The organism is Thermoplasmata archaeon, assembly GCA_035632695.1.
Classification (GTDB): Archaea; Thermoplasmatota; Thermoplasmata; order RBG-16-68-12; family RBG-16-68-12; genus RBG-16-68-12.
This window is the reverse complement of the sequence record DASQGG010000019.1, coordinates 42,499-63,259: the sequence shown is the minus strand read 5'-3', so window position 1 is coordinate 63,259 and position 20,761 is coordinate 42,499. Positions and strand designations below refer to the sequence as shown.

22 protein-coding genes are annotated in these 20,761 nt (G+C 68.5%); 10 read left to right on the top strand and 12 right to left on the bottom strand.

The window, feature by feature from the left end; translation table 11 throughout:
* The first annotated feature begins 3 nt into the window (after positions 1-3).
* Positions 4-1,056: a winged helix DNA-binding domain-containing protein gene (locus VEY12_01295; GenBank protein ID HYM38766.1), complete on the top strand. Its 1,053-nt coding sequence runs from the start codon at positions 4-6 to the stop codon at positions 1,054-1,056.
* Positions 1,057-1,065: 9 nt separating this feature from the next.
* Here the strand turns inward: VEY12_01295 and VEY12_01290 are convergent, their stop codons facing one another.
* Positions 1,066-2,769 carry a long-chain fatty acid--CoA ligase gene (locus VEY12_01290; GenBank protein HYM38765.1) on the bottom strand — a complete coding sequence of 568 codons (1,704 nt, stop codon included), beginning with the start codon at positions 2,767-2,769 and terminating at the stop codon, positions 1,066-1,068.
* Positions 2,770-2,918: 149 nt separating this feature from the next.
* Here VEY12_01290 and VEY12_01285 point away from each other — a divergent pair, with 149 nt between their 5' ends.
* The gene (locus VEY12_01285) at positions 2,919-3,683 is read left to right on the top strand and encodes an enoyl-CoA hydratase/isomerase family protein (protein HYM38764.1); all 765 of its coding nucleotides are present in this window, start codon (positions 2,919-2,921) and stop codon (positions 3,681-3,683) included.
* A 41-nt stretch (positions 3,684-3,724) separates the two neighbouring features.
* On the top strand, positions 3,725-4,087 hold the full coding sequence (locus VEY12_01280) for a DUF1801 domain-containing protein (GenBank protein HYM38763.1): 363 nt from the start codon (positions 3,725-3,727) through the stop codon (positions 4,085-4,087).
* 9 nt (positions 4,088-4,096) lie between these two features.
* Here the strand turns inward: VEY12_01280 and VEY12_01275 are convergent, their stop codons facing one another.
* The 5 genes from VEY12_01275 to VEY12_01255 all read right to left on the bottom strand — a co-directional run bounded on the left by VEY12_01275 (position 4,097) and on the right by VEY12_01255 (position 8,730).
* Positions 4,097-4,822, bottom strand: a complete 726-nt coding sequence (locus VEY12_01275; GenBank protein HYM38762.1) for a hypothetical protein — start codon at positions 4,820-4,822, stop codon at positions 4,097-4,099.
* A gap of 128 nt (positions 4,823-4,950) precedes the next feature.
* A complete protein-coding gene (locus tag VEY12_01270) occupies positions 4,951-5,721 on the bottom strand; it encodes a hypothetical protein (GenBank protein HYM38761.1) in 771 nt (256 codons plus the stop codon).
* 72 nt (positions 5,722-5,793) lie between these two features.
* Positions 5,794-6,792, bottom strand: coding sequence for a fumarylacetoacetate hydrolase family protein (locus VEY12_01265; protein ID HYM38760.1), 999 nt, complete (start codon positions 6,790-6,792; stop codon positions 5,794-5,796).
* A complete protein-coding gene (locus VEY12_01260; protein HYM38759.1) occupies positions 6,789-7,463 on the bottom strand; it encodes a hypothetical protein in 675 nt (224 codons plus the stop codon). Before VEY12_01260 ends, VEY12_01265 begins: the two co-directional genes overlap by 4 nt.
* Before the next feature lie 13 nt (positions 7,464-7,476).
* Positions 7,477-8,730: a homogentisate 1,2-dioxygenase gene (locus VEY12_01255; protein ID HYM38758.1), complete on the bottom strand. Its 1,254-nt coding sequence runs from the start codon at positions 8,728-8,730 to the stop codon at positions 7,477-7,479.
* Positions 8,731-8,922: 192 nt separating this feature from the next.
* Here VEY12_01255 and VEY12_01250 point away from each other — a divergent pair, with 192 nt between their 5' ends.
* From VEY12_01250 to VEY12_01240, 3 genes are all read left to right on the top strand, one after another.
* Entirely contained in the window at positions 8,923-10,185 is a 1,263-nt protein-coding gene (locus VEY12_01250; GenBank protein HYM38757.1) for a 3-isopropylmalate dehydratase large subunit, read from the top strand.
* Between the two features lie 2 nt (positions 10,186-10,187).
* Positions 10,188-10,694, top strand: coding sequence for a 3-isopropylmalate dehydratase small subunit (locus VEY12_01245; GenBank protein ID HYM38756.1), 507 nt, complete (start codon positions 10,188-10,190; stop codon positions 10,692-10,694).
* Between the two features lie 141 nt (positions 10,695-10,835).
* The gene (locus VEY12_01240) at positions 10,836-11,966 is read left to right on the top strand and encodes an isocitrate/isopropylmalate dehydrogenase family protein (protein ID HYM38755.1); all 1,131 of its coding nucleotides are present in this window, start codon (positions 10,836-10,838) and stop codon (positions 11,964-11,966) included.
* 9 nt (positions 11,967-11,975) lie between these two features.
* Here the strand turns inward: VEY12_01240 and VEY12_01235 are convergent, their stop codons facing one another.
* The 4 genes from VEY12_01235 to VEY12_01220 all read right to left on the bottom strand — a co-directional run bounded on the left by VEY12_01235 (position 11,976) and on the right by VEY12_01220 (position 14,654).
* Positions 11,976-12,185: a PF20097 family protein gene (locus tag VEY12_01235; protein HYM38754.1), complete on the bottom strand. Its 210-nt coding sequence runs from the start codon at positions 12,183-12,185 to the stop codon at positions 11,976-11,978.
* Between the two features lie 84 nt (positions 12,186-12,269).
* Entirely contained in the window at positions 12,270-13,382 is a 1,113-nt protein-coding gene (gene pdhA, locus VEY12_01230; protein ID HYM38753.1) for a pyruvate dehydrogenase (acetyl-transferring) E1 component subunit alpha, read from the bottom strand.
* Positions 13,383-13,385: 3 nt separating this feature from the next.
* The gene (gene lipA, locus VEY12_01225; GenBank protein HYM38752.1) at positions 13,386-14,282 is read right to left on the bottom strand and encodes a lipoyl synthase; all 897 of its coding nucleotides are present in this window, start codon (positions 14,280-14,282) and stop codon (positions 13,386-13,388) included.
* Between the two features lie 57 nt (positions 14,283-14,339).
* Entirely contained in the window at positions 14,340-14,654 is a 315-nt protein-coding gene (locus tag VEY12_01220) for a hypothetical protein (GenBank protein ID HYM38751.1), read from the bottom strand.
* Positions 14,655-14,811: 157 nt separating this feature from the next.
* On the opposite strand from VEY12_01220, the gene VEY12_01215 reads away from it, so the two are divergent.
* Genes VEY12_01215 through VEY12_01200 form a run of 4 tightly spaced genes read left to right on the top strand, consistent with a single transcriptional unit; the run spans position 14,812 to position 18,645 of the window.
* On the top strand, positions 14,812-15,414 hold the full coding sequence (locus VEY12_01215; protein HYM38750.1) for a V4R domain-containing protein: 603 nt from the start codon (positions 14,812-14,814) through the stop codon (positions 15,412-15,414).
* 53 nt (positions 15,415-15,467) lie between these two features.
* Positions 15,468-16,763, top strand: coding sequence for an FAD-dependent oxidoreductase (locus VEY12_01210; protein ID HYM38749.1), 1,296 nt, complete (start codon positions 15,468-15,470; stop codon positions 16,761-16,763).
* The gene (locus VEY12_01205; protein ID HYM38748.1) at positions 16,760-17,578 is read left to right on the top strand and encodes an electron transfer flavoprotein subunit beta/FixA family protein; all 819 of its coding nucleotides are present in this window, start codon (positions 16,760-16,762) and stop codon (positions 17,576-17,578) included. The genes VEY12_01210 and VEY12_01205 overlap by 4 nt, the downstream gene beginning before the upstream one ends.
* A 26-nt stretch (positions 17,579-17,604) precedes the next feature.
* A complete protein-coding gene (locus VEY12_01200; protein ID HYM38747.1) occupies positions 17,605-18,645 on the top strand; it encodes an electron transfer flavoprotein subunit alpha/FixB family protein in 1,041 nt (346 codons plus the stop codon).
* Here VEY12_01200 and lipB read toward each other — a convergent pair.
* Together lipB and lpdA are read right to left on the bottom strand one after the other, a co-directional pair.
* Positions 18,584-19,309 carry a lipoyl(octanoyl) transferase LipB gene (gene lipB, locus VEY12_01195; GenBank protein HYM38746.1) on the bottom strand — a complete coding sequence of 242 codons (726 nt, stop codon included), beginning with the start codon at positions 19,307-19,309 and terminating at the stop codon, positions 18,584-18,586. The two genes, VEY12_01200 and lipB, sit on opposite strands and share 62 nt — an antisense overlap.
* A 14-nt stretch (positions 19,310-19,323) precedes the next feature.
* Entirely contained in the window at positions 19,324-20,727 is a 1,404-nt protein-coding gene (gene lpdA, locus VEY12_01190; protein ID HYM38745.1) for a dihydrolipoyl dehydrogenase, read from the bottom strand.
* Positions 20,728-20,761 lie beyond the last annotated feature (34 nt).

Here is a 20,761-nt window from a genome sequence, read left to right as displayed (position 1 = left end):
GTCATGGCGGCCGCCCAGCTCGCCCTCCGGGTCCGCGTGCGGAACCTCACACTGGACGACATCGAGCGCGCCCTGTGGGAAGAGCGCACCCTGGCCCGGGTCTGGTGCATGCGGGGGACCGTCCACTTGGTCCCCTCGGACGAGCTCGCGGTCTTCGCCCGGGGATCGAGTACCCGTCAGCTGGCCCGCGTCGCGGCCTGGATGGCCCGGTCGGGCGCTCCGCCGGGGTCGGACGTGCGGCTCATGGAGGCGGCGTGCGCCTCGATGGACCGACCGCGGACCCGGAACGAGATCGCGGCCCACGTCCGCGACGCGCTCGGGGTCCCCATCGAGAAGAAAGGGTCCCGCGGCTGGGGCAGCCCCTCGGACGCCTCGGGCTTCCGCGTCGGGCGCCTCGTGTTCACCGTCCCCGATCTCGCGTTCATGGCTTCCTATCGCGTCCTCGCGTGCTTCGGGCCGGACAACGGGCAGGGCAGCACCTTCGTCCGGCCGGACGCCTGGCTGCCGTCGTTCCGCGACATGCCCGCGGAGGACGCCGAGGATGCGTTCCTCCGCCGGTACCTGGGGGGCTTCGGTCCCGCGACCGTCCACGATTTCGCCATGTGGAGCATCCTGACCGTAGGGCGCGCCCGGCAGATCTGGTCGCGTCTTGCGAACGAGCTGGAGCCCGTGGCGGTCGGCGGGCAGGCCATGTGGATCCTCCGCCGCGATCTGCCGGCCCTGAAACGCGCCCGGCTGGGTCGGCCCACGGTGCGTCTCCTCCCGTACTTCGACTCGTTCCTCATGGGCCACAAGGGCAGAGACCATCTCGTCGACGCAGCCCACTACAAACGCATCTACCGCGCCGCGGGCTGGGTGTACCCGGCGGTCCTGGTGGACGGCCGGATCGCGGGCGAGTGGTCCTACGAGCGCCAAGGGAAGCGGCTCCGTGTCCGGGTTACGCCCTACGTGCCGCTCGAAGCCGCGGTGCGTGATCGCGCGCAGCGCGAGGCGGAGGACGTGGCGCGCTTCCTCGAGGCCCCGGAGGCCCGCGTGGCGTTCGCGAAGGTTCGCTGAGCCGCGTACCTAGGCAGCCTTGGCGCCCGCCTTCGCGGCCTCGCGCTCCTTGAGCTCCCGGCGCAGGACCTTGCCGACCATGGTCTTCGGGAGCTCCTTTTCGAACGCGACCTGCTTGGGCACCTTGAACGGCGCGAGCTTGCCCTTGCAGAACGCGATGATCTCCTCCGCGGTCGCCGCCGTGCCGGGCTTGAGCACGACGAACGCCTTGACGCTCTCGCCCCGGTACGGGTCGGGAACGCCGATCGCCGCGGCCTCCTGGACGGCCGGGTGCATGTACAGGACCTCCTCGACCTCGCGTGGGTACACGTTGTACCCGGAGCAGAGGATCATGTCCTTCTTCCGGTCCACGATGTAGAAGTACCCGTCCGTGTCCATCTTCCCGATGTCCCCCGTCAGGAGCCAGCCGTCGTGGAGGACGTTCGCGGTCTCCTCGGGCTTGTGCCAGTACCCCTTCATCACCTGAGGCCCGTGGATCGCGAGCTCGCCGACCTCGCCCTGGGGCAGGTCCTTCGACGCGTCCTCCATGTCCACGATCTTGGAGTCCGTGTCCGGGAACGGAATCCCGATGCACTCCTTGATCAGCCCCTCGAGCGGATTCGAGTGGGTCACGGGCGATGCCTCCGTGAGCCCGAACCCTTCGACGAGCTTGCCCCCGGTGACGCGCTCGAACTCGTGCCGCACCTCGTTGGGCAGGGGCGCGGACCCCGAGATGCACGCCCTGATCGAGTGCAGGTCGTAGTTGGAGAGCTTCGGGAAACGGAGAAGCGCGATGTACAACGTCGGGACGCCGGGGAAGATCGTGGGCCGGGTCTTGTTGATCAGCTTGAGGATGGCCTTGATCTCCCTCGGGTTCGGATGGAGGATGACCTCGGCTCCGAGGGTGACGGGGCCCGTGAGCGCGGTCGTGAGTCCGTAGACGTGGAACAGGGGGATCACCCCAAGGAACCGCTCCTGGGTGGGTCCCCGGGTGGGGAGCCACGAGGACGTCTGGAGCGCGTTGGCCACGAGGTTGCGGTGGGTGAGCATGGCCCCTTTGGGGGTGCCCGTCGTGCCCCCCGTGTACTGGAGCACGGCCACGTCCTCGCGCGGGTTCACGGGCGGCTCCGTGCCGGGCTGGCCCGGGGTCGCGAGGAGTTCCCGGAACCGGTGGACCCAGGGCTCCGCCGGGATGCGGAGCGGCCAGTGTCCCTGCTTCTTCAGGTCGCCTCGCTTGCGAATCGGGTAGAGCTGCCGCAGCGGCGTCGGAAGGAACTCCGCGACGTCGCAGACGATGACGCGCTTCACGGGCGTGTTGGGTTTCGCACGGATCAGGTTGGGCCAGAAGAGGTCCATCGCGACGACCGTCTCGACGCCCGCGTCGTTGTAGAGGGCCTCCAGCTCCCGCGGCGTGTACAGGGGGTTCGTCTGCACGACAATGGCGCCGGCTCGGAGGATTCCGAACAGCGCGACGAAGAAGTGGGGCGTGTTCGGCAGGAGCAGGGAGACGCGGTCCCCCGGTTTTACGCCGAGGATGCGCAGGCCCGCGGCGAACCGATCCGCGTCGTCGTCCAGCTGTCGGTACGACAGGGCCTTCCCGTAAAAGCGCACCGCAGGCCAGTCGGGATGCGCCCTCGCGGTGCGGCGAAGCAGCTCGTGGACCGCGATGTCCGGGTACTCGATCGTCTTCGGCACGCCCTCGGGCCAGTGCTTGTGCCAGGGCTTCGGCAGCATGGCCTCTGCCTGCATGTCCTCCCCTTCTTCCACCTGGGGAACCGCGGCTTGGGGAATTAAACGTAATCCTCGTTCGTTGGGACGAACCCGGTGCCGCGAGACGCGAAACGGTTATCCGTCGCCCGGCCCTCGGCGAAACGAGGAGTGCCATGCCGGAAGCGCCGCGGATCGATCTCGTGCGCGAGGGCCCCATCGTGGTCCTGTTCCTCGACCACCCGCCGGAGAACCGGCTCACCCAGGCGATGATCCACGAGCTCTCGGCCCATGTGGCGGCACTCGAGAAGGACACGGCGGCTCTCGCCGTGGTGGTCGCGGGCGCGGGCGGCCGGACGTTCTGCGAGGGTCCCGACCTGGAGGAGTGGTCCGGGCTCAGCGCGAAGGACGCGCAGACCGCCCTCCAGCGGGGGTTCGAAGCCTTCTGGGCCCTCGAGCATCTCTCGAAGCCCACGATTGCCGCGGTCGAGGGCTCGTGCAAGAGCGTGGGCGCGGAGCTCGCCCTGGCGTGCGACCTCCGGTTCGCCTCGGAGTCGGCGACGTTCGCCTTCCCGGAGATCGACCGAGCGTGGATGCCAAGCCACGGCGGCACGGCCCGCCTTCCGCGGATGGTGGGGCGTGCGAAGGCCCTGGAGCTCTTCCTGTCGGCGGCCAATGTGGACGCCCGCGAGGCCGCGGCCCTCGGGTTCGTGGAGCACGTCACGAAGAAAGGAGAGGCGATGACCAAGGCGATCGCCCTGGCCCGATCCTTCGCGGAAGAGCCGCGGGCGGCGGTCCATGCGATCAAACGGGCCCTCACGGAGGGCGAGGAGAAGCCCTACCGCAACCGGTTCCTCCTCGAGGCCCAGTACGCCGTGCAGCTCCTGTGGACCGACGCGTACCGCGAAGCCCAGGAGAAGGTGCGCCGAAAGGGCGCGTAGCGCGAACGTACTTGTTCCGCGGAGCATTGGCCCGGGACGCCATGCCATCCACCTCGGGCCGCAGCGAGGATGTGGACAAGCTCCTCGCGGCGATCGAGCCGCCCCAGCGCGAGGTCGCGCGGGCGCTTCGGGACCTCGTCCTTGAGACGGGACCGGATCTCCAGGAAAAGGTGATATACGGCGTGCCGTGGTATCGAGGGAAGAGCTACGTCTGCGCGATCGCCGCCCACTCGGACCACACGAACCTCGAATTCTATCGTGGCACGTCCTTGCGCGATCCGACGGCGCTCCTGGAGGGCACCGGGAAGAATCTGCGCCACGTGAAGGTCTACGCGGTGGGCGAGGTCAGGCGACCGCGGTTGAGGGCGCTGCTCCGCGAAGCGATCGCGCTGGACGCGGCGTGACCGCCGCGGTCACTGGTTGTACGCCTTCGCGATGGCCCAGACGGTGAGCGGGTACCCCTTGGGGTCCACGTTGTCGATGATCTCGTGGAACACCTCGCGGGCCCTTGCCTTCGGCAGATTCCCGAGAAAGGTGCGCTTCCTGTGGGTCTTCATCCACTCCCGGAATTCGTCCTGCTTCGTCACGTAGAGGGAGCGGACCGTCTTGTCCACGAACTGCACCCCGGACTTCGTGCCGATCTTGTCCGCGTCGTAGTCGCGCTGGAGGAACTCGAAGAAGAACCATTCGTCGTCCAGGAGCTCGCGGGAAAAGCACTGGAGCAGCGGCCCGAAGGAGTCCTTGTCCTGGAAGATCGGCGTGAGGAACTCCGCGCCTTTCTTCTCCAGGTAGTCGCGGAACTTGACGATGTCCGTGGTCCGCAGGGCAAGGTGCTGGATGTACGTCTTCGCGTCCTTCTGGGGCTTCCCGTCGAATCCGAACTTGAACGGCGCCTGGCCCTGGGACACCTCGTCGGGCGCGTCGATCCCGAAGACCATGGCGATCCGCTCGTTCGTGTACGGGTGGTGGAACGCGGAGGTCGCCATGCCCGTCTTCTCCTCGCCAACGCGGGGCGTTTCGTACACCACGCGATAGCCGTCGCTGACGAGAAAGTCGCGCAGATTCTGGAACACGGTCATGTCGCGGGTGAGCACGGTCTTGTGGTCCGGCTTCAGCCTCAAGAATTCGGGAACAGCCATCGGATCCCCGGTCGGCGCATTGCCGGACGATGTCCATAACCCTTGCGTGGCGGGATTTCGCATGACCGGAATTCGCACGGCATCCAGGGTGTCGCTTCACCGACCCGTTCTTGGTCGCGAGCAGCCTCCTACTGGATTGGAGGAAGGTCCCGCTCACGAGACCGCCGGGCTGCGCGGAGCCTTTTGACCAGCTCCCGGGCCGGGGAAGCATTCCCGGCCGCTTTCACCCGGTCGAAGAGCGGAGACGGGATTACTTGCACGGGAATCCCTTCCCTCCTTGGGATTAGGACCCTGATTCGGCCGCCTGTGCTCTGCCACTCTCCCCCGTACGCAGAACGGAGGCATTCGCCGAAGAACGCTCCCCACAGAAAACGCCGACGATCCACATCGAAGTCGCCCCCCTCCTCGGGAACCTTCGCCCGGGCTACGACTGTGGCGCCTTTGAGCAGTCCTCGCAGGGTGAGATCCAGCCGAATTCCGAAGTCTTTTCTCGCGAGTCGGACCACGGTTTCCGCTTCGGTGCGGAGCCCATGCGGTGGCATCGACCCCGGCTCTTGGCCTCGGGATTCCAGGGCTTCTCCGCGACCAAGGTATCGCGAGAACCCGACGTCGGCTCGCGAGCCACGCCCCCATAGCCGAACAAAGGCCCCGCCCTTGTAGCCAGGCATTCCCGGGAACGCATCCCGGGGTACGCCATCGAGGTCCACCAAGAGCTCCGTCGGATCGCCGGTATGTCGTTTGAGCTTCTCCTGACTCGACGGGTCCATGCGGACCACAAATGCGGCGCTCCCCTCCCACGTCTTCGACTTCGTCTCACGAACGGCGGTCCCTTCGAGGTGTTCGTCATCGAATTCACTGTCTCCTCGAAATCCGATGACGACGATCTTCTTCCCGAGCATCCTTGGTGTCGCAACAGTCGCCCGGCTCATGAGGATTTGGTTCGTTCGAGGGGAGAGTTCAAGCGCGGTTTGTCAGGAGACCGCCGCGATCGCGTTCGCCAAGACTCCGATTCCCTCGACCTCGAGTTCGACGGCGTCCCCAGGCATGAGGTACGCTGCGGCGTCCCCCTTCTCGAACTCGCAGCCGCCCGGAATCGTCCCGCTCCCCCAGACCTCGCCCGCGTGGACCGTCTGGGTCGCCGCGAGGAACGTGGCGAGTTCCTGGAACGACCACGCGGTCCGCTGGCCGGGTTCGAGGAGGGGATTGCGAGTCACCAGGTCCCGGAGCCTTCCTGCAAGCCGCTGGACGCCGTTCACCCGCACGGCCACGCGCTTGTCCTTAAGGGGACCGAACTCGTCCCGCGTGACGAGGCAGGGTCCCAGCGCGTTCGCCCAGTCCTTGCCCGCTGCGGGGCCCATGCCCACGCGCCCGGCGAGGCCCTGCAGATCGCGCATGGAGAAGTCGTTGAAGATCGTGACTCCGAACAGGTGGGGCGCCGCCGTGGTTGCGGCGACCACATAGCCGATCTCGAGCTCGTAGTCGAGCTTCTGGGAAAGAGGCCGCTTCCATACGCCCGCGCCGAAGCTCGCTGTGTGCGGGAACGGCACGACGTCTCCGGGTCCGACGAGGTTGAGGTGGTTGCCGTTGTAGTACGCGGGCACGCGATCCCATTCCTCAGGCACCTTCTCCCCGCGGGACGCCCGCGTCCGTGCGATGTGCCCGCGGAACGCGATGAAGTCCCTCAGGAGGCGGGGCCGGAGCGGGGGATGGAGGCGGACGCGGCCCGGATCGTGCGCGTACGAGGGCCGAGCGCGGACCAAGGCCTTCTGGGCACCTCGGACCGCAGTCTGCGCACGCCTCCACACGCCTCCCGAGAGCGTGCCCGCGGCGTCGACGAGGTCCAGGGCCTCCGTCGGTAACCTTCGATCGATCCCGTGCAGGTCCACGACGGCTTCCCACGCATCCCAGGGGCCCAGGGCGGCGCCCAGTCGAGGTGCCTCGCGCCCTTTCGAGAAGGTGACGAGCTTCACGGCTTCCCGCTCCGGAGCAAGGCGGTCCACGGCACGGGCGGTCCTGCGGTCCGGCACAGCGGGCATTCGGCCGCCGCGAACACGGGAACGTCGACCCGGAGCGCGCTGTAGAAGCGCCGGCCCAGGGTCCGTTCGATCTCCGCGACCTTCGGCACGCTCCCCTTGACGAACACGGCCGCGGCGGCCCGCGTGCCTCCGAGCTGCTCCACGAACTCGGGGAGTCGCTGGCCCACGCACCGCCCCGTGTGGCTCACCCCGTTGAGCACCAGCGCCCGCGCGCGTCGATCCACCCGGCCCTCCACGAGGCGTTCCCCGAAGCGGCCGCTGGGAAGGTACTCCCAGTACGCCGCGGGCCGTCCCATCGCGCGCGACACGGTCTGCACGAGGACCCGGAGCGCCGGGTTCGCGGGCGCGAACAGCACGTCGAACTCGATGCGGTTCCGGACAATCCAGGCGACGATGTCCTCCGCGATCCACTCCACGAAGCCCCGGTCCGCGGTCACGGGATCCAGGAGGAAGTAGCCGCCGAGGTGGTTGCCGTGCGGGTCCGCGGGTTCGAGGTAGTGGCCCTTGGGATGGAACGGCTTCGCCTTCTCCAGGATCGTCCGCAGGCGGTCCCGGGAGAACGTCGGCGAGGTCGCCGTCAACCGTTCGCCGAGGGAAGGCTCCATCGTGGCGCTCCGCTCACGCGCTCGGGGACTCCCACCCGGGCGCCGCAGGCTGGGCCGTCGTGCGGTTCTCCGACCAGCTCAGGACGTACTCGGGGTCGCGGAACGCCCAGCCGTCCGTGGTGATCCGCATGGTCTCGAAGTACGTGTCCAGCATGACCGCGAGCCGCGGGGACACCTTGCCCCGGTCCGCGAGCGACTTCTCCGCGGCCTTGCCCTGGGGACTGTGCGGCGTGGCGCCGGGGTGGAACGTGAAGGATCCCTCCTCGATGACGCCCTTGCGCGCCTCGTAGGCCATGTTGCAGAAGAACATGAGCTCGTCGCTGTCCACGTTGAAGTGCGCGTACGGCGCGGGCACCTCGCGCGGGTGCCACCCCTGCATCACGGGGACGAACGAGCACAGGGAGAAGCCGTTGTTCGGGACGTTCCCGGACTGGAACGTCTGGTGCATGGGCGGCGCGGTGTGGATCTCCCGCGCGATCCCGTGGTGGCTGCGGATGTCGAAGACGAACGGGTAGAGGGCGCCCTCCCAGCCCACGAGGTCGAAGGGATGGTGGCCCAGGGTGAGCCGCGTGATCTTCCCGCCGCCGAACTTCGCGTCCACGGCGAACTCGCCCTTCTCGTCCCGGAACGGCGGAAGCTCGGGGAGTTCGACCTCCGTCTCCACCACGGGGGACATCAGGGTCGCTTGGCCGGCCTTGTTGAAGTACTGCGGCGCGAACGTGATCGGATAGACGGACTCCACGATCAGGAACCACGCCTTGTCGGTGTCCAGCTCGACGCGATAGGTGGTCCCCTTCGGGAGGGACACGTACACGTCCTTGCGGAAGCGCAGATCGCCGTACTCCGTGCGGACGCGCCCCTCGCCCTCCTGGACGAAATAGACCTCGTGCCGCTCCCCGTTCCGAAAGAACGTGTCCGTGAGCATGTCCTCCTTAGGCTTCGAGATCGCGAGGGACGTCCGGGGCCCCGCGACGATTGCCTTGCGACCGCGGATGGCGTCCCGCTCGTAGGGCATCCGGCCCGTCCGGATGTGATGGGGCTGGAGCAGGTCGGCCTCGGGCGGGAAGCCGGGCGACAGGTCGAAGTCCCCACGCCGCGGCGGCCGCACCTGGTCCGTGGGGTACGCCCGCACGTGGATCTTCCGGGACCAGGGTCCGCTGAAGCCGTAGCTGCCGTGGATCTCCTCGAGGGCCAGAACGCCTGGGACCGCGTAGAACTCCGTATGCGGCGTCGGCGGGACGGTACCGCGCTTCGCAATGAGGGCCATCGCTCGCTCCCTTCCGCCGCCCAATGCTCCGGCCGGACTTAAACCCGCGCCGCAGCGGACGAGCCGCCCTGGCGTCCGGGGCCCTCATGACGGGAGGGAAGCGACGACGCCTTGGGCGAACGAGGCGTCGGTCCGCGTTCGCATGGCCGATGTTTAAGAGCCGCCTCGGCTTGGGGGAGTAGGACGGTGGACATGCCCGCCCAGACCATGGCCGAGAAGATCCTCGCCCGGGCGAGCCACGAGGCCGCGGTGACGCCGGGGCAGATCGTGGACGGCTACGTGGACCTGCTCTACATGCACGAGATGCTCGCCCTCGCCCTGAAGCCCTGGGACGAGATCGGCGTGAAAAAGGTCTGGGACCCCTCGAAGTGCGTCGTCACGATCGACCACTGGGTGCCGCCGCCGACGGCCGAGGTCGCCAAGATGCACCAGGCGATCCGGGAGTTCTGCTGGGCCCAGGGGATCGCGCGCTTCCACGACGTCGGGGACCACGGGATCATCCATCAGCTCGTCGTGGAGCGGGGGTACGTCCATCCCGGCGAGCTCGTCATCGGCTGCGATTCGCACACGAACATGGCGGGGGCCATGGGAGCCTTCGCCGCGGGGATCGGCGCGACGGAGACCGCCGCGGTCCTCGCGACGGGCAAGCTCTGGCTCAAGGTCCCCGAGACGCTCGACGTCCGCGTGGGCGGGAAGCTCGGGAACCGCACGGGCGCCAAGGATGTGATCCTGAAGGTCATCCAGACGACCGGGGACGACGGCGCCGCGTACAAGAGCGTCGAGTTCCACGGCGGCACGATCAAGGCGCTTCCCATGAACGAGCGCTTCACCTTGTCGAACATGACCACGGAGATGGGCGCGAAGGCCGGGATGGTGCCCTCGGACGCGACAACGAAGCGGTACCTGGAGGCGGCGGGGGCGAAGGGCGCCTACCGGGCGCTCGACGCGGACCCGGACGCGGCCTACCTGAAGGTGTACGACCTCGACGTGGACGGGATGGGCCCGCAGGTCGCGTGCCCGAACAACCCCGCGAACGTGAAGCCCGTCGAGGAGGTCGCGGGTGCGAAGATCGACATGGCCTTCCTGGGTTCGTGCACGAACGCACGGATCGAGGACCTGCGCGCCGCGGCGGAGATCATGCGGGGCGAGAAGGTCGCGACCCGCGTACGGATGATCGTGACGCCCGCGTCCCAAGCGATCTACCGCCAGGCGATTAAGGAACGCCTCGCGGACGTATTCCTCGACGCGGGCGCGACGTTCACGTCGTCGACGTGCGGACCCTGCTTCGGCGGCCACATGGGCGTCCTGGGGCCCAAAGAGGTCTGCATCTCGTCGACAAACCGGAACTATCCGGGGCGGATGGGCAGTCCGGAGGCCCAGGTGTACCTGGCCTCGCCCTACACGGTGGCCGCCTCGGCCGTCTACGGGCAGATCACGGATCCACGAGGGATCTAGGCATGCAGACGAAGTTCTCCGGCCGCGTGTGGAAGTTCGGGGATGACATCTCCACGGACCACATCATCGCGGGTCGGTACCTCACGTCGACGGACCCGAAGGTCCTGGCGGAACATGCCATGGAGAACGTGGACCCGCAGTTCGTGAAGAAGGTCAAGCCGGGCGACCTCGTCGTGGCCGCCACGAACTTCGGATGCGGCTCGAGCCGGGAACAGGCGCCCATCGCCCTGAAGGCCGCAGGCATCTCCTGCATCGTGGCGAACACGTTCGCGCGGATCTTCTACCGGAACTCGATCAACATCGGCTTCCCGGTCGTCGAGTGCCCGGGCCTTCATAACCGCGTGAAGGACGGGGACACGATCACCGTGGACCTCGCCTCGGGCCACGTCGTCCTGCCGGCGGGGGAGCGAATCCCGTTCCAGCCGATGCCGCCAAACATCCTGGAGATTCTGAATGCAGGCGGCCTCGTGCCCAAGCTCCGCGCCGATCTGGCCGCGAAGAGCGCGTGAGCGGGTGGCAGACCCCACGCGAGCCGTTCTACACGCCCCAGCAAGTCAACCTTAAACAAGGTTGATTTCCTCGGGACGGTCGTGGTCTCTCCCGGTCCCCGCGCGAACCCTTATCTGGGCTCTGCGCTTCCGCACGGCCACATGGCGTACCGGCTGGTCCTTCTGGCGGGAGACGGCACGGGACCCGAGGTCATGCGCGAGGGCGTGAAGGTCCTCCGGGCCGTGGAGGACGCGTACGGCGTGTCCTTCGACCTGGTCCCGTATCCCGCGGGCGGGCAGCACTATCTGGACACGGGGGAGGAGTGGCCCGACGGCGCCTTCGAATCGTGCAAGGCCGCGGATGCAATCCTGCTCGGCGCGGTCGGCCTCCCGAACGCGAACCTCCCCAACGGGGAGATCGCCGGGATCAACGTGCTGTTCGGGTTGCGCTTCGGCCTCGACCTGTACGCGAACGTGCGCCCGACGAAGCTGTACCCGAACGTGCGGCACAAGGTCCACAACGGGTTCAAGCAGGTGTGGGAGCCCGGCAAGGTGGACCTCGTGATCGTCCGGGAGAACACGGAGGGCCTGTACACGCCGACGCGCGGCTTCTTGGACCGCGGTGGCGTCAAGGAGCTCGCCATCGACAGCCGTGTGATCACCCGCAAGGGCGCGGAGCGCGTGATCCGGTTCGCCTTCGAGCTGGCCACGACGCGGACGGGGGCCCCCGCGGACGGGAAGCACCGCGTGACCTGCGTGGACAAGTCCAACGTGACCGCGGGCTGCAAGCTGTTCCGCGCGATCTACGACGAAGTGGCGGGGGGTTACCCGAAGATCGAGCGGGACTACGCGTACATCGACGCCTTCCTCCAGTGGCTCGTGCGCACCCCGGAGTCCTACGACGTGGCGGTCACGTCGAACGTGTTCGGGGACATCGCCACGGACCTGGCCGCGGTCCTCCAAGGCGGAATGGGGATGGCGGCGGGCGGGAACGTGGGCGACGCGCACGCCATGTTCGAGCCCATCCACGGGAGCGCGCCTAAGTACGCGGGCAAGGACGTCGTGAACCCGACCGCCATGATCCTCGCGACCCAGATGATGCTCGAGTGGCTCGGCCGCCGCAGGAACGACAAGGCGCTTCAGGAGTCCGCGGTGGTCGTCGAGAAGGCCGTGGAAGACGTCCTCCGGGATGGGGGACGCCTTACGTACGACCTCGGCGGGTCCGCGAAGACGAGCGAGATGGGATCCGCGATCGCTGCGGCGACGACGCGGCTGGCGAAGCGGGCCCGCTAGGCCCGCGCCTCAGTACTGCACGATGACCCGGCGACATCCCGTGCAGCGCACGGCGTCCATGTACACGTTGCCCCATCCGTCCGGCTTGACGAGGACTTCGCCGCCGCGGGCCAGGCGGCTCTTCTCGGTCATCCACTTGGCGCCCTCGACGAAGCTCTCCGCGACCAGAAACCCCTTCGTCATGGGCTTCCCGCAGGAAGGGCACGCGTCGGGGGCCATTCGCGTGGGAACACGGGGACCCCGCCATAACCCTTGTCCTCGGATAATCAATATCGAGACTCGGGCCGCCGCAACGGCACGCGGTCAGAGGGGGAACTTGTCTAGGATCTCCGGACGCCGCCGCTCGCCGCTCTTCAGGTACTCCTCCATCTGGTCCTTCAGCGCGGGCGTGAGCTCCTCGAACACGTCGGCGAAGAGGCTCTCGAGCGCGGGGGGCGGCGCCCGCTCGACCTCCTTGATCGTGGCCGTGATGAGGTCATCGAGCTCCTTCTTCAGGGACGCCTCCCGCTCCTCCGTCCACAGCCCCTTAAGCTCGAGGTACTTCCGCATGCGCTCCACGGGATCCTGGCGCTGCCACTCGGAGACCTCCTCCTTGGAGCGGTACCGCGTGGGATCGTCGCTCGAGGAGTGCGGCCCCAACCGGTACGTGACCGCCTCGATCATCGTCGGGCCACCGCCCGCGCGCGCCTTGTCCGCCGCGGCCTTCGTGGCCGCGTACACAGCGAGGAGGTCGTTCCCGTCCACGCGGACGCCCTCGAACCCGTACGCGAGGGCCTTCTGCGCGAGGGACTTCACCGCGGTCTGTCGGGCCATGGGCAAGGAGATCGCGTACTGGTTGTTCTTGCAGAAGAACACGGTGGGCGTCTTGAACACGCCCGCGAAGTTCATCCCGACGTGGAAGTCGCTCCCGCTCGTCGCCCCGTCGCCGAAGTAGACGAGGGTGACCAGCTTGTCGCCCCGGATCTGCGCGGCCCACGCCGTGCCGACCGCATGGGGGATCTGCGTGCCCACGGGGCTCGAGGCGGAGACGTAGTTGATGGACCGCCACCCGAAGTGGTTGGGCATCTGCCGACCCTTGTTCACGTCGAGGCTGTTCCCGTACTCCTGGGCAATCATGAGCTTGAGGTCGAGCCCCCGCGTCAGGGCGCACCCGGGCTCGCGGTACGCGGGGAAGACCCAGTCCTCCCGGTTCAGCGCGAGGGCGCTCCCCACTTGGCACGCCTCCTCGCCCGTGCTCGGGACGTAGAAGCCGATCCGTCCTTGCCGCTGGAGGGACAGCATGCGGCCGTCGAGCACACGGATCAGGAGGAGGTTTCGATAGCCTCGGATCAGGGTCTCCGCCGGGAGTTTCGGCTCCCGCTTCGAGTCGTACGTCCCGTCCAGGTCGACAATCCGCAGCAGCTCCTCCTGGGCCATGGCTCACGCCCCCGTGCGTCCGCGCCGCTCCCGGAGCACCCTCTCGAGGAAGAACTCGCCCGCGCGGTACGACGACCGGACGAGCGGTCCCGCCGCGACGTACGTGAACCCGAGGGCCTCCCCGGCGGCCCGGAGTTCGTCGAACGATTCCGGGGAGACGTACTCCTGCACGGGAAGATGCCACGCGCTCGGCCGCAGGTACTGGCCCAAGGTCAGGAGGTCCACGCGGTTCGCGCGGAGGTCGCGCATCGCCTCCAGGAGCTCGTCCCGGGTCTCCCCGAGCCCGAGCATGAGGGAGGACTTCGTGATCAGGCCGTCCCGCATCCCTTTCGCCCCGCGGAGGACGGACAGGCTCTGCTCGTAGTTCGCCCGTCGGTCCCGGGCCACGCCTTGCAGGCGCCGGACGGTCTCCAGGTTGTGGTCGAGGACGTCCGGACCCGCGTCGACCACGGTCCGGACGGCCTCCAGGTCCCCCTGGAAGTCCGGGATCAGCGCTTCGACCAGGATGTCCGAGTCCCGTTCCTTGATCTCCCGGATCGTCTCCGCGAACTGCGCCGCGCCGCCGTCGGGCAAGTCGTCGCGGTCCACGGACGTCAGGACCACGTAGCCGAGTCCCAGCTCCGCGATCGCCGCGGCCACCCGGCGAGGCTCCGCGAGGTCCACGAGGCCGTGGGGGTTGCCCGACGTGACCGCGCAGAAGCGGCAACCTCGGGTGCAGACGTCGCCGAGCAGCATGATCGTGGCCGTGCCCCCGCCCCAGCACTCCCCCACGTTGGGGCAGCGGGCCTCCTCGCACACGGTGTGGAGGTTCAGGTCCCGGAGGAGGTCTTTGAGGTGCGCGTAGCTCGGTCCTCCCGGTGGACGGACGCGCAACCACTCCGGCTTCCCCGCCGTCAACATCGGATGCACGCAAGCACGCGGGCCTTAATAGCTCTCGCGGTTCCGGGGGCGATCCGATCAGCCGAAGCGGAATCCGACCCCGTACGACCCGCGGGGATACGACCAGCGGATGGCGCCCCTGCCGATGTGCCGGCACACGATCACGCAGGCGCCGAGCTCGATGCAGCCCTCCGTGTTGTACACGAGCTCCCCCTTCTCCTTCCGGTACACCTGGGTCGGGCACACGTACAGGCAGGGCTTCTCGACGCACGTGCGGCACACCTGGGTGTCCACCGTGATGAAGGGCTCCTCGTCGAACTCGAACTTGTCCAGGCCCACGCGGTCGTCCGCGGTTAGGGCCTTCGACGCGTCGGGTTTCGGGGGCTCCGGCATGGGCTCCATCGTCGGAAGCGAACGAGGGTACTAAAGGGTTGGCCACGAGCACGGACGCACCGTCCTCGCACGTTATCAGTGGCCGGACTCATGGAGAAACGTACTAGTCGGGACGGCCGGGGTAGACGGTCCGCGCCCCGCGGCGCGAGGATCGTCCATGGCCCCACCCGACTCGGGAGGCGACCCGCCGGATGGCGAGAAGGAGCTCGCCACGCTGCGTCCCGAAGAGGCCCGTGCCCTCCTGGCACGAAGTCTCCGACTCGATTCCTCCGGAGGCCGGCTGGAGTGGTTCGGCGATCGACACGTGCTCATCCGGCCTGCACTCCTTGTGAACCTGCAGCGGCAGATGGAGCAGACCGTGGGCGCCTCCACGAAGGGCATCCTCTACCTCGCGGGGGAGAAGAGCGGCAAGGAAGGCGTACATGAGATCCCCGATCTGCTCCGCGGCTTCCCTCTCGAGGAGACCCCGTTCGAGACGGCGAAACGGATGGCCGACATCCTGGCGCTCGCGGGATGGGGACGGTTCGAGGTGGGCTCCCTCGATGTGGAGCGGCGGCGCGGGGTCATCACGCTCGAGAACAGCGCGAGCGCGGAGATGTACGGGCCGTCCAAGAAGCCCGTTTGCCATCTGCTCGCGGGCTGGATTGCGGGCATCGCCAGCCGCTTGTTCGGCACGGAGATCCTTTGCGAGGAGGCCGCGTGCCGCGCGCAGGGCAAGGACCGGTGCGAATTTCAGCTCCAGCCCATGCCGACCCGTTGAGGCCCACACAAAGGCTTTTACTCGCCCCGCTTTTCCGCTTCGGGTCTCGGACCATGGCGGAGCGTTTTGACGCAATCGTCGTGGGCGCGGGCCCCGCCGGCTCCGCCGCGGCGCTCACCCTGGCCCGGAAGAAGTTCTCCGTCCTGCTCGTGGAGCGCGGCCGCGCGCCGGGTTCCAAGAACATGTTCGGCGGGCGCATCTACGCCTGGCCGCTCTTCGACCTCGTCCCGGACTGGGCCAAGGACTGTCCCGTCGAGCGACTCGTGACCCAGGAGAACCTCGCCTTCCTGACGGAGGGCGCCTCCCTCGGAATCCGGTTCGACTCGCCCAAGCTCGGGGAAGGCAAGGCGGCCAGCTTCACCGCCCTGCGGCCCAGGTTCGACGCGTGGCTCGCAAAGAAGGCGGAGGAGGCCGGGGCCATGCTCGTCACGGGGATCCGCGTGGATGACCTGTGGCGGGCGGACGGCCGCGTCCGGGGCGTCTTCGTGGCGCCGAACGACCGGGTGTCCGCGGACCTCGTGGTGATCGCGGAGGGCGCGACCTCGACCCTCGTGCGCAAGGCGGGGCTCAAGGCGGACCTGGAGCCCCGCGAGGTCAGCGTGGGCGTCAAGGAGACGATCGAGCTCCCCGCGGAGACGATCCAGGAGCGCTTCGGTCTGGGGGAGAAGGAAGGGGCCGCGTTCGTGTACGCGGGCTACGCGTCCCTCGGCCTCCGGGGTGGCGGCTTCCTGTACACGAACAAGTCGTCCCTCTCCCTGGGCCTCGTCGTTTCGTCCGAGGATCTGGCCCGCAAGAAGGTCGAGGTCCAGGACGTCCAGACGAGGTTCCGGATGCATCCCTCGGTCCAGAAGCTGGTGAAGGGCGGCAAGCTCGCGGAGTACAGCGCCCATCTGGTGCCCGAACTCGGGCGCCGCATGATGCCCCAGCTCGTGGGGGACGGTGTCCTCGTCGTCGGCGATAGCGCCGGCTTCCTGATCAACAACGGCTATACGTTCCGGGGCGTGGACCTCGCGATGGCCTCGGGGATCGCGGCGGGCGAGGCCGCGGAGGCGGCGCGGGTCGCGGGCGGGATGAGCGCGGCCAACCTGGCGGCCTACGAACGGCGGCTGCGGGACCGCCGCGTCCTCACGGACCTCGAGACCTTCTCCCGCGCCCCGCTGTACCTGAAGAACGAGCGCCTGTTCGACGTGTACCCGCGTCTGCTCATCGACCTCGCGGAGCGGATGTACCGCGTGGACGGCGCGCCGCGCGAGCGCTTGCTGGAAACGGTCCTGCAGGAAGCCAACGCCTCCGGGGTGTCCAAGCTCGCTCTCCTCATGGACCTCGTCAAGGGAGCGCGATCCATGTGACGGACACCGCCGCGAAGCAGGGGCTGCGGATCGTGGTGTGCCTGAAGCAGGTGCCGAAGGCCCAGGAGCTCCAAGTCGACCCCGTCACGAAGACGCTCAAGCGGGTCGGCGTGCCGAGCGAGATCAACCCGCCCGACCAGAACGCCCTCGAGATGGCCCTCCTGCTCCGGGAGCAGCACGGCGGCGAGATCATCGTCCTCTCCATGGGGCCCACGTCGTTCGATGAGAGCCTCGAGCGGGCCATCGCGATGGGCGCGGACCGCGGGTTCCTGGTCACGGACCGCAACCTCGGCGGTTCGGACACGGTGCCGACGGCGCTCACCCTGGAGCGAGCCATCGAGAAGATCGGCGGCGTGGACCTCATCCTGTGCGGCGAGGAGACCACGGACGCGTCCACGGGCCACGTCGGCCCCGGGATCGCGGGGCACATGGACATCCCTCAGATCACGTACTGCTCCGGCGTCGAGATCGTGGACCGCCGCGTGCGCGGGGTCCGGATGATCGAAGACGGGGCCGAGACCTGGGAGGCCCCGATGCCGTGCGTCGTCACCGTGGACTTCGGATGCAACAAGCCGCGCCAGCCCACGTTGACGGGCAAGGTCCGTGTGAAGCGCGGCGGGCTCGTCCAGCACTGGAGCGCGGCGGACCTCGGACTCGAACCGTCCCAGATCGGCCTCAAAGGCTCGCCCACGATCGTCGCCAAGGTCGACACGGTCCAGCTCCCGAGCCGGCAGGGCCAGATCTTCCAGGAGGAGCCCACGATCGCGGTCTCCCTGCTCCTCGAGGCCCTGCGACGGGACCGGGTGATCCCGTGACCCACGCGCATCCCTCTCCGCCGCCCATGGCGGAGCACCGGGGCGTGTGGGTGTTCCTGGAAGCCCGCAACGGGGCCCTCCGCGACGTGAGCGTGCAGCTCATCGGCGAGGCGCGGCGCATCGCGGACAAGCGGGGCGCGGACCTCACGGGCATCCTGCCGGGCTGGAATGTCGAGCCGCTCGCGCGCCAGGCGATCGAGTGCGGGTGCGACCGTATCCTGCTCGTGGAAGACCCGCGGCTCGAGTTCTACACCTCCCGCCCGTTCACGAGGGTCATGGCGACCCTGCGCTGGAAGTACAACCCCGAGGTCATCCTGTTCGGCGCGTCCAAGAACGGGAGGGACCTCGGCGGGCGGCTCCATGCCGCGATCGACACGGGCCTCGCGGCGGACTGCGTGCGCTTCGACGTGACCGAGGAGGGCTTCCTGGACATGATCCGCCCCGCGTTCGGCGGGAAGAGCCTGGCCCACATCCACTGCGAGGAGCACCGGCCCCAGATGGCCTCCGCCCGCTGGAACGTGTTCCCGATGCCGCCGCGGGACCGCTCCCGGACCGGGGAGGTCGTCCGGGAGACCGTGGTCTTCGAGCCCGCCGATTTCGACACAAAGATCGTGGGCTTCAAACCCACGGAGACTCACGAGACGCGCAAGATTGACGACGCGAAGATCCTCGTGTCCGGCGGCTTCGGCCTCGGCGATCCCAAGAACTTCGCCCTGCTCGAGGAGCTCGCTTCCCTCCTCGGAGGCGCCGTCGCCTCGTCGCGCAAGCCCGTCGACCTGGGCTGGGTGCCCAAGGCCCTCCAGGTCGGACAGACGGGGAAGACGGTCCGGCCGAGCCTCTATATCGCGGTGGGCATCAGCGGCGCGGTCCAGCACCTGGCCGGGATGCAGGAGGCCGCGAAGATCGTCGCGATCAACAACGATCCCAAGGCCGCGATCTTCGAGATCGCCGACTACGGGATTGTGGGCGACCTCTTCCAGCTCATCCCCGAGGCGATCCGCCAGCTCAAGGCCTTCCGGGGCCAGGCGGAGTCGGCGCGCCCTCGGGAAGCAACTCCGCCATCGTGACGAGGCGCAGGGTGAACCCGAACACGCTCTGAAAGTGCTGGATCACGGACGCGCGGACGTCTTCCACGTCCACGTTCCGTCCGAGCTCCTTCGCCATGGAGGTCATGATCGTTCCCGCATGGCCGCAGGGCCGGATCTTCAGGAAGTAGGAGAGGTCCGTGGTCACGTTCAGTGCGAAGCCGTGGAACGTGACGCCCCTCTGGACCGCGAGGCCGATGGAGGCGATCTTCCGGGTCCTGACCCAGACGCCGCGCTCCGGGCCCTCGTGCCGGGCGTCGATCCCGAAGTCCGTGCACGTCCCGATGAGGACGTCCTCGAGATTCGTGACCAGGCGTTTCACGTCGAGGCGGTCCGGGAGCTTCAGGATGGGATAGCCTACGAGCTGCCCCGGGCCGTGGAACGTCGCCTCGCCCCCGCGCTCGACCCGGAATACGGGCAGCCCCTCGGTGAGGACGTCCGCGTCGGTCCCGCGCCGGCCCAGGGTCACCACGGGATCGTGTTCCACGAGGATGAGGCCATCCGAAACCGCGTCCTCCGCGCGCCGGGTCACGAGGGCCTTCTGGATCGCCCAGGTCCGGCCGTACTCCATGCGCCCGAGATCGAGGAGCCACGCGTCCCGGACCACGACCGGTTCCGTCTCGGTCCCCTCGGTCGTCTCGAGCATCCCTGGGCCTCGGGTCACCGATTGAGCACGTGGATCGCCTGCCCGAGGGCGGCCTCCGCGGTCTCCATGATCCCTTCGGGCAGCGTGGGGTGGGGATGGACCGTGAGGGCGATGTCCTCGACCGTCGCGCCCATCTCGATCCCGAGGGCGAGCTCGCTGATCAGGTTGCTCGCCTCCGGCCCTACGATCGCCGCGCCCAGGAGGACCTTGGAGTCCGGGTCCGAAACGAGCTTCACGAAGCCGTCCGACTCACCCTGCGTGAGCGCGCGGCCGATCGCGCCGAAGGGGACCTTGGCCACCTTGACCGCCCGCCCTTCCGCGGCAGCCTGGGGCTCGAGCAGGCCCACGGTCGCGATCTCGGGCTCCGTGAAGATCGCCGAGGGCATCGCCCGATAGTCGACCTCCACGGGCTGCCCGCCGATGACTTCCGCAGCGGTCAGCCCCTCCATGGTCGCCTTGTGCGCCAGGAACGGTTGGCCGACGACGTCGCCGATCGCAAACACGTGGCGGTTCGAGGTGCGGAGCTGGCTGTCCACGGTGACGTAGCCTCTGGGGTTCGTCTTGACCCCCGCCTTGTCCGCGTTCAGCCCGTCCGTGTTCGGACGCCGGCCCACGGTGACCAGGATGACGTCGGCACGGACCGTGAGCGGCCCGTCCGGCGTGTCCGCCTCGATGACGGCCTGGCCGCCCTCCTCCCGCCACGCCTTGGCCTGGGACTTCGCATGGTACTCGACGCCGAGCTTCCGCAGGTGTCGCTCGACGACCCGCACGATCTCCGGGTCCATGCCCGGGAGGAGCTGCTCCAGGAGCTCGATCACGACCACCTTGCTCCCGAGCTTCGCGTAGAACGTGCCGATCTCCAGGCCGGAGACCCCGCCGCCGATGACGAGCAGGGTCCTGGGGACCGCGGGAAGCTCGAGCGCCTCCTTCGTGCTGATCACGCGCTTGCCGTCGAACCGGAACGCGGGCAGGTCGGACGGCCTCCCGCCCGTCGCGATGATCGCGTCCCCGAACTCGAGGTCCTCGGTCCGGCCGTCCGGGTAGCGGGCCCGCACGGTCTTCGCGTCGAGGAAGGAGGCCTCCGCGAAGGCCACCTCGACCCCGTTCCCTTTCTCCAGGGTCGCGACCCCGCTCACGAGCTTGTCGACCACGGACTGCTTCCATGCCTGGAGGCGCGCCATGTCCACCTTGGCCGGACCCGCATCGATCCCCCATTCCTTGGCCCGCTCGATCGCCTTCACCACGTTGGAGGCGTGAATCAGGGCCTTGCTCGGGATGCACCCGTAGTTCAGGCACTCTCCGCCGAGCTTGTGCCGCTCGACCAGGAGGACCTTCTTCCCCAGCTGCGCCGCCCGGATGGCGGCCGGGTAGCCTCCCGGCCCGCCTCCGATGACGAGCACGTCGACGTGTCGCGCCACGGACGGCCGAAGGTGGGGCCTGACTTTATGCCTT

Bases quoted from the DNA above. Each gene is read 5' to 3' on its own strand.
- VEY12_01295 (HYM38766.1), top strand. From the start codon at position 4: ATGGCGGCCGCCCAGCTCGCCCTCCGGGTCCGCGTGCGGAACCTCACA.
- VEY12_01290 (HYM38765.1), bottom strand. From the start codon at position 2,769: ATGCTGCCGAAGCCCTGGCACAAGCACTGGCCCGAGGGCGTGCCGAAG.
- VEY12_01285 (HYM38764.1), top strand. From the start codon at position 2,919: ATGCCGGAAGCGCCGCGGATCGATCTCGTGCGCGAGGGCCCCATCGTG.
- VEY12_01280 (HYM38763.1), top strand. From the start codon at position 3,725: ATGCCATCCACCTCGGGCCGCAGCGAGGATGTGGACAAGCTCCTCGCG.
- VEY12_01275 (HYM38762.1), bottom strand. From the start codon at position 4,822: ATGGCTGTTCCCGAATTCTTGAGGCTGAAGCCGGACCACAAGACCGTG.
- VEY12_01270 (HYM38761.1), bottom strand. From the start codon at position 5,721: ATGCTCGGGAAGAAGATCGTCGTCATCGGATTTCGAGGAGACAGTGAA.
- VEY12_01260 (HYM38759.1), bottom strand. From the start codon at position 7,463: ATGGAGCCTTCCCTCGGCGAACGGTTGACGGCGACCTCGCCGACGTTC.
- VEY12_01255 (HYM38758.1), bottom strand. From the start codon at position 8,730: ATGGCCCTCATTGCGAAGCGCGGTACCGTCCCGCCGACGCCGCATACG.
- VEY12_01250 (HYM38757.1), top strand. From the start codon at position 8,923: ATGCCCGCCCAGACCATGGCCGAGAAGATCCTCGCCCGGGCGAGCCAC.
- VEY12_01245 (HYM38756.1), top strand. From the start codon at position 10,188: ATGCAGACGAAGTTCTCCGGCCGCGTGTGGAAGTTCGGGGATGACATC.
- VEY12_01240 (HYM38755.1), top strand. From the start codon at position 10,836: ATGGCGTACCGGCTGGTCCTTCTGGCGGGAGACGGCACGGGACCCGAG.
- VEY12_01235 (HYM38754.1), bottom strand. From the start codon at position 12,185: ATGGCCCCCGACGCGTGCCCTTCCTGCGGGAAGCCCATGACGAAGGGG.
- pdhA (HYM38753.1), bottom strand. From the start codon at position 13,382: ATGGCCCAGGAGGAGCTGCTGCGGATTGTCGACCTGGACGGGACGTAC.
- lipA (HYM38752.1), bottom strand. From the start codon at position 14,282: ATGTTGACGGCGGGGAAGCCGGAGTGGTTGCGCGTCCGTCCACCGGGA.
- VEY12_01220 (HYM38751.1), bottom strand. From the start codon at position 14,654: ATGCCGGAGCCCCCGAAACCCGACGCGTCGAAGGCCCTAACCGCGGAC.
- VEY12_01215 (HYM38750.1), top strand. From the start codon at position 14,812: ATGGCCCCACCCGACTCGGGAGGCGACCCGCCGGATGGCGAGAAGGAG.
- VEY12_01210 (HYM38749.1), top strand. From the start codon at position 15,468: ATGGCGGAGCGTTTTGACGCAATCGTCGTGGGCGCGGGCCCCGCCGGC.
- VEY12_01200 (HYM38747.1), top strand. From the start codon at position 17,605: ATGGCGGAGCACCGGGGCGTGTGGGTGTTCCTGGAAGCCCGCAACGGG.
- lipB (HYM38746.1), bottom strand. From the start codon at position 19,309: ATGCTCGAGACGACCGAGGGGACCGAGACGGAACCGGTCGTGGTCCGG.